This window comes from Gottfriedia sp. OAE603 (assembly GCF_040543965.1).
Classification (GTDB): Bacteria; Bacillota; Bacilli; order Bacillales; family Bacillaceae_G; genus Gottfriedia; species Gottfriedia solisilvae.
In genome coordinates this window covers 4077909-4087500 of record NZ_JBEUNN010000001.1, presented here as the reverse complement: position 1 = coordinate 4087500, position 9592 = coordinate 4077909, and the positions used below count along the sequence as shown (strand labels likewise).

The window sequence follows — 9592 nt, the reverse complement described above, 5'->3', positions numbered from 1 at the left end:
TGGAAGGTTAAGAGGAGGGGTTATCCCTTACGGGAGAAGCTCTGAATTGAAGCCCCAGTAAACGGCGGCCGTAACTATAACGGTCCTAAGGTAGCGAAATTCCTTGTCGGGTAAGTTCCGACCCGCACGAAAGGCGTAACGATTTGGGCACTGTCTCAACCATAGACTCGGTGAAATTATAGTACCTGTGAAGATGCAGGTTACCCGCGACAGGACGGAAAGACCCCGTGGAGCTTTACTGCAGCTTGATATTGAATTTTGGTACAGCTTGTACAGGATAGGTAGGAGCCTGAGAAGCCGGAGCGCCAGCTTCGGTGGAGGCGTCGGTGGGATACTACCCTGGCTGTATTGAAATTCTAACCTAGAGCCGTTATCCGGCTCGGAGACAGTGTCAGGTGGGCAGTTTGACTGGGGCGGTCGCCTCCTAAAGAGTAACGGAGGCGCCCAAAGGTTCCCTCAGAATGGTTGGAAATCATTCGAAGAGTGTAAAGGCATAAGGGAGCTTGACTGCGAGACCTACAAGTCGAGCAGGGACGAAAGTCGGGCTTAGTGATCCGGTGGTTCCGCATGGAAGGGCCATCGCTCAACGGATAAAAGCTACCCCGGGGATAACAGGCTTATCTCCCCCAAGAGTCCACATCGACGGGGAGGTTTGGCACCTCGATGTCGGCTCATCGCATCCTGGGGCTGTAGTCGGTCCCAAGGGTTGGGCTGTTCGCCCATTAAAGCGGTACGCGAGCTGGGTTCAGAACGTCGTGAGACAGTTCGGTCCCTATCCGTCGTGGGCGCAGGAAATTTGAGAGGAGCTGTCCTTAGTACGAGAGGACCGGGATGGACACACCGCTGGTGTACCAGTTGTTCTGCCAAGAGCATGGCTGGGTAGCTATGTGTGGAAGGGATAAGTGCTGAAAGCATCTAAGCATGAAGCCCCCCTCAAGATGAGATTTCCCATAGCGTTAAGCTAGTAAGACCCCTGAGAGATGATCAGGTTGATAGGTCAGAGGTGGAAGCGTGGTGACACGTGGAGCTGACTGATACTAATCGGTCGAGGACTTAACTAACAAGTTTGATAATGACATTATCTAGTTTTGAGGGTACAAACCCACAAATAAATCAGGTGATTAAGGCGAAGAGGTCACACCCGTTCCCATACCGAACACGGCAGTTAAGCTCTTCAGCGTCGATGGTAGTTGGGGGTTTCCCCCTGTGAGAGTAGAACGTCGCCTGGTAAATGGAAAACATCAGCTATTAAGCTGATGTTTTTTTGTGTTAATCGGTATAAATATATAAATGACGCCTTTTTATCAAAGGTGAGTAAAGAACATTCATATAAAAAAACACCAATTCAAAAGAATTATCATATATTACAGCAAAATGGGCCTCTAATTGTATAAAAAGTTTTAAATTTGCAAAACTAAGTAATAGACAAAATTGTTTAATCAATATGACTATTTCGGAAAAAACTTTTTAAGGAGGAATAAGAGTGAGTACAATTTTAAAATGTGTAATATGTGAAGAGAAAAAAGAAAATGGTATTCAGGTCATTCACGCTTTTATTTGTGATGAATGTGAAAAAGAGATCGTTACGACAGAAACAAATGCTCCAACGTATAATACGTTCGTTGAAAAATTAAAAAGTATCAATACAAGAATCGAAGAGATTGTTAACTAAAAGAGTTGTAAATGAAGTTAAAAAGTAAATGTTTCAGTTAATAAGTAAGGTTAACGATTAATAGTAGTCTAAGCAGGAGTAGTAAGTTAAAATAAGATTACAAGATATGAAGGACCGATTACAAAATACAAGGTACCTCTACCATATATTATTTCTGGAGAAGAAGATCTTATCGATTAGATCTTACTTCAGGAATTGGAGAGTACAAGTATAGTAAATCGGTTTTTTATTTGGAAAGAAATTATTAAATCAATGACGATAAAATAATTAAGTAATAAAGATAAATTAAAAATTAGTCATTCTAAAGTTTATTAAATTTTATATTTAGTAATTAAAAATATATTACTGAATCGTATAAAGGAAGCGTTAAAGATGAAAGAAATGCCACTAGTGAATGCATTACAACAATTTGTAAAAAAGAAACCAATTTCCTTTCATGTCCCGGGACATAAAAATGGGAAACATTCATTTATACATGAATTAGGGATGCCTAATTTATTACAATTTGATGTAACTGAATTAAATGGCTTAGATGATTTGCATTATCCGACTGAAGTGATTAAAGAGGCTGAAGAACTTCTTTCAACTGCTTACGGATCTGATGAAAGCTACTTTTTAGTCAATGGATCCACAGTTGGAAATTTAGCATCGATATTAGCATTATGTGCTGAAAATGATGAAGTAATCGTTCAACGAAATTGCCATAAATCCATTTTTCATGGTCTATCTCTTGCGGGGGCAAAACCCATTTTTTTACCTTTAGATATTGATCAAGAGTTGGGCCAACCACTAGGTGTAAATATAGACCAATCAAATGAAATCATAAAAAAATACCCAAATGCGAAAGCCGTCATTTTAACCAATCCAAATTATTATGGGATGTCTCAGGATTTAGATGGATTAATTAATTTAGCTCATACTATGAATATACCCGTTATGATTGACGAAGCACATGGTGCCCACTTTACGATAGGTGAGCCATTTCCTAGAGATGCTTTATCTATGGGGGCTGATATTGTCATTCAATCGGCACATAAAACACTTCCTGCAATGACAATGGGGTCGTATTTACATATTAAATCATCAATTATTTGTTCTGATAAAATTAAGGATATGCTTAGAATGCTACAGAGCAGTAGTCCTTCATATCCAATCATGGCATCACTTGATTATTCCAGAAGCTTTGTAGAGAGTTTTGCAAGTGAAAAGGTTATTGAATTAAAGAATCAAATTCATTCCTTTATGAATTTGATTCATGAGTTACCAGCTTTACAAATAGTAGAAACGAAGAACTTATTATACAAGCAAGATTTGTTAAAACTGATTTTAAAGAGTACAGAAGGACATACTGGAAAGCAACTTCAAGCTATTTTTGAGGAAGAGGACATATATGTTGAACTGTCAGACTGGGCCCATGTTCTATTGATCTTACCATTAGATGAAAAATGGAAATATGAAGAGCATTTTAAACGCATCAAAAATGTTTCAAAAAGATTAACAAGGATTGATCAAAAATTTTACCATACATCAGTACCAAATATTAATAGTGTTGTATCACATAGTTATGCCTCTTTAAAAAGAATGAAAAAAACAGTAATTAATTTAATAGAAGCAACAGGTAAAATATCCGCAGATAATATTGTCCCATACCCGCCTGGTGTTCCTGTCTTATTACAAGGTGAAACTATTACGAAAGAGCATATTGAATATATTGTAAAGATTCATCAATATGGTTTAACGATTCATAATTTAATTAAAAAAGAAGAATTACAAATTGAAGTTTATATTTAGGGGGAAATAGGTTGGAATCTTTATTTATTACGTTTGAAGGTCCTGAAGGTGCTGGAAAAACGACGATTATAAATATGGTTACAGAAGAGTTTCAAAAAATAGGATTAAATTTTATTTCTACACGTGAGCCAGGCGGAATTCGTATCGCGGAAAATATAAGAAATATAATTTTAGACCCAGAAAATACAGAGATGGATATACGGACTGAGGCTCTCTTGTATGCAGCTGCTCGTAGACAACATCTAGCAGAAAAAGTCTTACCTGCTTTAGAAGAAGGAAGGATTGTCCTTTGTGATCGATTTATTGATAGCTCTCTTGCATATCAAGGTGTTGGTCGAGGAATTGGTATTGACGAAATATATCAGATAAATGAATTTGCAATTAATGGATTAATGCCACACTTAACAATCTACTTCGACTTAGACCCGAAAATAGGTTTACAAAGAGTACATCAAGCAGATGAAAGAGAAATAAATAGATTAGATCTAGAAGAACTAGATTTTCATTTAAAAGTACAATGCGGGTATTATGAAATCATAAAAAGAGAACCAAACCGTTTCAAAGTAATTGATGCTTCTAGAACAATTGAAGAAGTTTATGAAGCGACTTTACAAGCGATTTTAGAAAAAATTGGTCATTAAAAATAAATAAATTTGTTAAATCATTACGTGAACATAAATTTATTGAACTGGTATAATAGAGTATAAGTAAGTTTTGTACTTAATGGAGGTTCTTTAGTGAAAATCGATCAAAACTTAGTAGCAAAATTAAATAATGAAAGAAAAGATTTAAAACAAATTCAATCTAATTCTGCTAATTTTCATACTTTAGTTAAAAAAAATGAATCAAAGCTTCAGATAGAGCAATTGAATCGTTTAATTGGAGAGATTGAGGTTCAAGGAGAACGTTTAGCAAAAGGAAAAAATTTACGAGATTTGGCTCGTTTTAAACAATTAGTGAAACGTTTCTTAAAAGAATCAGTAGATTATGGCATGGAAGTATCTGAGCAAATTAGCTGGGGTGCAGGAGGTTCTATGTCTTCGCTACAAATTGTAAAATTAATCGATGAGAAGTTGATTGAATTAACGAACGATATGATGAAGAACGAAAGTGATAGTATCCATTTATTGAATACAATTGGTGAAATAAAGGGACTATTAATTAATTTATATACATGAGTAGGTGTAAAGATGAAGACGTCTTGGGAGGAGTTAAGCGAGCGACAACCAGTTGCCACTAAAATGTTGAAGAATGCAGTATTAAAAGACAGAGTGGCTCACGCTTATTTATTCGAGGGCCCAAGAGGAACTGGGAAAAGAGAACTTGCTTTGTATTATACAAAAGTATTATTATGTGAAAATGTAATAAATGCGATTCCATGTGGTAATTGTAGAAATTGCAAGCGTGTTGATTCAGGTAATCATCCAAACGTTTATATAATCGAACCAGAAGAAACTTCTATAAAGAAGCATCAAATTCAACAACTTCAAGAAGAATTTGCAAAAACGGCTGTCGAATCGAATCGAAAAATTTATATAATCGATCATGCTGACAAAATGACCACAAATGCGGCTAACTCCTTATTGAAATTTTTAGAAGAACCGGTTTCTATTACAACGGCATTTTTATTAACAGAACAGGTACAACAAATCTTACCAACTATCCAGTCACGATGCCAATCAATACACTTTAACCCGTTACCGGTGAGATATTTTGAAGAGCATTTACATCAAAAAAATTTACAACCTGCGTTAATCCCTTTGCTAGCAAGAATCACCAATAGTGAACAAGTCGCTGTTGAAATCGCACAAGAAGAATGGTTTGCACAAGCAAGAGCTTTAGTGATAGAATTATATGAAGCATTAGTAACAACTAAAAAAGATAGTCTTTTAGTTATACAACAAAATGTTTCTAAACATTTTGATACGAAAGAACAAGTACAATTAATGCTTGATATGCTTGTATTAGCCTTTAAAGACATGTTATATATATATGCTGAACAAGATAATAATATAGTTTTTCGCTCTGAAGAAGCATTAATGAGACAAGCATTAAATCGCTATTCATTAGAAAAGATTACTACTTGTTTAGAAAAAATTCTTGATGCTAAAAAACGATTAACATCTAATGCAAATATGGTGTTAGTTTTAGAGCAAATGATTATAGAGCTACAGGAGGGATTGTAGATTGTGTACGAAGTAGTTGGGGTACGGTTTAAAAAAGCAGGTAAAATCTATTATTTCGACCCAAATGGATTAGCAATCCCTAAAGATACTTTTGTCATCGTAGAAACGGTGAGAGGGATTGAATTTGGAAAAGTAGTTGTTTCAAATAAAAAGGTCGGAGAAAATGACGTAGTCCTTCCATTAAAAAAAGTTATGCGATTAGCAGATGAGCATGATCGTATGATAGTTGAAGAGAATAAACAATCAGCTAAAGAAGCTTATGAGGTTTGTTCTAGCAAAGTTATGCAACATGAACTAGATATGAAACTAGTTGATGTAGAATATACGTTTGACCGAAATAAAGTCATCTTTTATTTTACAGCAGATGGTAGAATAGACTTTAGAGAGTTAGTAAAGGATTTAGCAGCTGTATTCCGTACGCGAATTGAATTAAGACAAATTGGTGTTCGTGATGAAGCTAAAATGCTTGGCGGAATTGGCCCATGTGGCAGAATGCTATGTTGTTCTACGTTTTTAGGCGACTTTGAACCAGTTTCTATTAAGATGGCTAAAGACCAAAATCTATCTCTTAACCCGGCAAAAATTTCAGGACTATGCGGTCGATTAATGTGCTGCTTGAAGTATGAAAATGATGAGTATGAGGCAGCTAAAGAACAGCTACCAGATTTAGAAGATATCATTGAAACTTTAGAAGGCCCTGGAAAAGTAGTAGGATTAAACATCTTAGAACGAGTTATTCAAGTAGAATTGATTAAAAAAGAACGCGTTGTGGAGTATACCCTGGATGATTTAATTCACGAGGGAGTCGTTTCAATACAAACCACAGATTAAGAGGTGGTAAGATTGGACAAGAAGAATATATTCTTATCTCTATCCAATATGGAAGAACAAATTCAAGATTTATCAAAACAGCTTAGTGAGTTAAAACAGTATATTGCTGAGCTTCTAGAAGAAAACCACTACACTAAAATCGAGAATGACCATTTGCGTCATCGCTTAGGTTTAGATCAACGTGTGGAAAAAGAAGAACAAGTAAAAGACTCGAAGAAGAAAAAAGTACAAAAAGACAAAGATGTCGGTGAAGGCTACGATAATTTAGCTAGACTTTACCAAGAAGGCTTTCATATATGTAATCTTCATTATGGGAGTGTACGTCACGATGAGGACTGTCTGTTTTGTTTATCTTTCTTTGACAAAAAGTAATAGTAGGCTATTCCAGTAGAAGCGAAGGATTACCATATATAATGTACATTTCTTATTTAGATATAAGAAAGATTACTATGGTGATTTGACGAAATTTCACATGGAATAGCCTCTTTTTTATTGTTTTCTACTTATTTATTTAAATTAAGGAAATCATATAAAAATAAACTTTTGTGTGATTTTTGAAAGGAATTAAAAATGCTTAAAGGTGACGAACGACTAGATTATTTATTAAAAGATGATTTGAGGATTATCCAAAGTCCTTCCGTTTTTTCATTTTCCTTAGACGCTGTTCTTTTATCAAATTTTACATACGTTCCAATTCAAAAAGGTACAATTGTCGATTTGTGTTCAGGAAACGGCGTTATACCATTAATGTTACATAGAAGGTCTCATGCAAATATAATTGGCGTGGAAATACAAGAACGATTATATGATATGGCAATGAGAAGTATTGAATATAACAAATTAGAGCAAAAAATTAAGATGATACATGATGATCTGAAAAATGCGCCAAACCTAATCGGTAGGGAATTTGTAGACGTTGTTACATGTAATCCACCATATTTTCAAGATGTACCAACATCTGAACAAAATACAAATGAGCATTATGCAATTGCAAGACATGAAATTAAAACGAATCTAGAAGAAGTTATATACGCTAGTAAACTTTTATTAAAACATGGTGGGAAGCTTGCTATGGTTCATCGACCAGGTCGCCTGTTAGATATTGTTACGACAATGAGAAATCATGGGATAGAGCCAAAAAGAGTTCAATTTGTTTACCCAAAAATGGGGAAGGAAGCAAATACTTTACTTATTGAAGGGATTAAAGGTGGAAAAGCAGACTTAAAGATTTTGCCACCAGTTTATGTGTACGAAGAAAATAATGAGTACACTGCAAATATGAAGGAAATGTTATATGGACAACAGTAGGCATTTTTTATACGTATTAGAATGTAGTGATTCAACATTATATGCAGGGTATACAACAGACTTAGATCGACGACTTAGGCAGCACAATGAAGGAAAAGGTGCTAAATATACCCGAGGTAGAGTTCCAGTAAAGTGTATTTATCAGGAAGAATTCAATACGAAAAGAGAAGCATTGCAAGCAGAATATGCTTTTAAACAATTATCAAGGATGAATAAAGAACGATATATGAGAGAAGGAAAAGAACAATGATAAAAAGCCAAAAGAGCTTTTTAAATGAAGAAATAGGATGCTTATATTTAATTCCAACGCCTATTGGAAATCTTGAAGATATGACTTTTAGGGCAATCCGAATCTTAAAGGAAGTAGATTACATAGCTGCCGAGGATACTCGAAATTCTAAAAAGCTTTGCAACCACTTTGAAATAACTACACCATTAATTAGTTACCATGAACATAATAAAGAAAAGGTTGGTATAAAAATAGTCGAAGATTTAAAGAAAGGCATGAAAATAGGATTAGTTAGCGATGCTGGTATGCCTTGCATATCAGATCCCGGCTATGAGCTAGTAAATCTTTGTTTAGAAGAAGGTATTTCAGTAGTGCCTTTACCAGGTGCGAATGCAGCATTAACTTCATTAATATCTTCAGGGCTACCGACTGATTCATTTTTATACATAGGTTTTTTACCTCGTCAAAAAAAGGACAAAAAAAAACACCTGGAGTTATTAAAAGGTCAACGCAGTACAGTATTACTCTATGAATCACCGCACAGATTGAAGGAAACATTACAATCTATATCTGAAGTTTTAGGTAATCGAAAAATTGTATTGTGTAGAGAGTTAACTAAAAAGTTCGAGGAGTTTTTACGTGGCTCTGTAAGTGATGCAATTGATTGGTCTGTTAATGAAGAAATACGTGGTGAATTTGTCATCGTATTGGAGGGTGCTTCTGAAGAAGAAGTTGCTAATCATCAAGGGGAATCTTGGTGGGAAGCTCTGTCCATTAATGAACATGTCGATTGGTATATTAATGAAAAGGACGAATCAAGCAAGGAAGCAATTAAGCTAGTTGCGAAGGATCGTGATCTACATAAAAGAGATGTTTATGCGGAATACCATGGTTTATAATGTTTGCGTAAAATGAAGTTAGGCTGTCTTAATTTAAATGTAAATTCTCTTATCATTTATACGAATGAATCATGTAAGATGATTGATTTGTAGAGGAGAATGCAATTAAATCAGGCAGCCTCTTCAAAGTTAATTTTTTATGTCAGATAAAAACTGTTCAATTTCAAATTTCAGTAATTCTGCACCTTTTTTACTTAGTACAATTTTACCTTCTGCTATTTCAAGATTGTGATTAGAGATTTCTCCAGTCATCAAGCAAGTCATATTTGGTTGGTATTTTTTTAGGACAATACGATCCTCTTCTACAAATATTTCAAGAGTATCTCTTTCTGTGATGTTAAGTGTTCTACGAAGTTCGATTGGTATGACTACACGCCCTAATTCGTCTACTTTTCGAACAATTCCTGTTGATTTCATGATTAGCCCTCCTAAAATAATATTAAATGTAATATATCAAAAAATGTAACGGTATAAGGGAACTTAGTACTTATGGTTACATAATGATTAAATATGTCTAAATAGAATGGTGAAGCATAAAAAATATGTATATTTATGAGAAATAATAGAAATAGATGTTACTATTGTGTAAAATTTAACTTAGAAAAATAAGTATGATTATGCGAAAAGATGGAATATGCAGACAACTCAATTTTCATTTTATAATGAAATGCAAAAT

Annotated in this window: 11 protein-coding genes and 2 rRNA genes (1 of these 13 running past the window's edge); 12 read left to right on the top strand and 1 reads right to left on the bottom strand. The window is 34.7% G+C overall.

The features are described from left to right. From ABID96_RS20650 to rsmI, 12 genes are all read left to right on the top strand, one after another. Positions 1–1061: ribosomal RNA gene (locus ABID96_RS20650) — 23S ribosomal RNA — on the top strand; it begins 1879 nt to the left of the window's first position. 52 nt (positions 1062–1113) lie between these two features. Then, positions 1114–1229 (top strand): 5S ribosomal RNA (gene rrf, locus ABID96_RS20645). A 254-nt stretch (positions 1230–1483) separates the two neighbouring features. Further along, the gene (locus ABID96_RS20640) at positions 1484–1672 is read left to right on the top strand and encodes a sigma factor G inhibitor Gin (RefSeq protein ID WP_088003991.1); all 189 of its coding nucleotides are present in this window, start codon (positions 1484–1486) and stop codon (positions 1670–1672) included. A 372-nt stretch (positions 1673–2044) separates the two neighbouring features. Continuing rightward, complete coding sequence (locus ABID96_RS20635; protein ID WP_192604378.1) at positions 2045–3463, top strand: aminotransferase class I/II-fold pyridoxal phosphate-dependent enzyme; 1419 nt, start codon at positions 2045–2047, stop codon at positions 3461–3463. 11 nt (positions 3464–3474) lie between these two features. Next, positions 3475–4104 (top strand): dTMP kinase, encoded by a 630-nt coding sequence (gene tmk / locus ABID96_RS20630; protein ID WP_192604377.1) that lies wholly within the window; start codon positions 3475–3477, stop codon positions 4102–4104. A gap of 96 nt (positions 4105–4200) precedes the next feature. Beyond that, positions 4201–4641: a YaaR family protein gene (locus ABID96_RS20625; protein WP_088003998.1), complete on the top strand. Its 441-nt coding sequence runs from the start codon at positions 4201–4203 to the stop codon at positions 4639–4641. 12 nt (positions 4642–4653) lie between these two features. Then, positions 4654–5649: a DNA polymerase III subunit delta' gene (gene holB, locus ABID96_RS20620; protein WP_192604376.1), complete on the top strand. Its 996-nt coding sequence runs from the start codon at positions 4654–4656 to the stop codon at positions 5647–5649. A gap of 3 nt (positions 5650–5652) precedes the next feature. Then, positions 5653–6480: a PSP1 domain-containing protein gene (locus ABID96_RS20615; protein ID WP_088004002.1), complete on the top strand. Its 828-nt coding sequence runs from the start codon at positions 5653–5655 to the stop codon at positions 6478–6480. Positions 6481–6492: 12 nt separating this feature from the next. Beyond that, positions 6493–6852: a DNA replication initiation control protein YabA gene (gene yabA, locus ABID96_RS20610; protein WP_142283146.1), complete on the top strand. Its 360-nt coding sequence runs from the start codon at positions 6493–6495 to the stop codon at positions 6850–6852. A 198-nt stretch (positions 6853–7050) separates the two neighbouring features. After that, positions 7051–7788: a tRNA1(Val) (adenine(37)-N6)-methyltransferase gene (locus tag ABID96_RS20605; RefSeq protein ID WP_088004004.1), complete on the top strand. Its 738-nt coding sequence runs from the start codon at positions 7051–7053 to the stop codon at positions 7786–7788. Then, positions 7775–8038 (top strand): GIY-YIG nuclease family protein, encoded by a 264-nt coding sequence (locus tag ABID96_RS20600; RefSeq protein WP_192604375.1) that lies wholly within the window; start codon positions 7775–7777, stop codon positions 8036–8038. Before ABID96_RS20605 ends, ABID96_RS20600 begins: the two co-directional genes overlap by 14 nt. Next, the gene (gene rsmI / locus ABID96_RS20595) at positions 8038–8916 is read left to right on the top strand and encodes a 16S rRNA (cytidine(1402)-2'-O)-methyltransferase (protein ID WP_192604379.1); all 879 of its coding nucleotides are present in this window, start codon (positions 8038–8040) and stop codon (positions 8914–8916) included. The genes ABID96_RS20600 and rsmI overlap by 1 nt, the downstream gene beginning before the upstream one ends. Before the next feature lie 129 nt (positions 8917–9045). Here the strand turns inward: rsmI and ABID96_RS20590 are convergent, their stop codons facing one another. Then, a complete protein-coding gene (locus ABID96_RS20590; RefSeq protein WP_088004009.1) occupies positions 9046–9333 on the bottom strand; it encodes an AbrB/MazE/SpoVT family DNA-binding domain-containing protein in 288 nt (95 codons plus the stop codon). Positions 9334–9592 lie beyond the last annotated feature (259 nt).

Coding starts and splice junctions, on each gene's coding strand:
- holB (WP_192604376.1), top strand. CDS start 4,654: ATGAAGACGTCTTGGGAGGAGTTAAGCGAGCGACAACCAGTTGCCACT.
- ABID96_RS20590 (WP_088004009.1), bottom strand. CDS start 9,333: ATGAAATCAACAGGAATTGTTCGAAAAGTAGACGAATTAGGGCGTGTA.
- ABID96_RS20605 (WP_088004004.1), top strand. CDS start 7,051: ATGCTTAAAGGTGACGAACGACTAGATTATTTATTAAAAGATGATTTG.
- ABID96_RS20635 (WP_192604378.1), top strand. CDS start 2,045: ATGAAAGAAATGCCACTAGTGAATGCATTACAACAATTTGTAAAAAAG.
- ABID96_RS20600 (WP_192604375.1), top strand. CDS start 7,775: ATGGACAACAGTAGGCATTTTTTATACGTATTAGAATGTAGTGATTCA.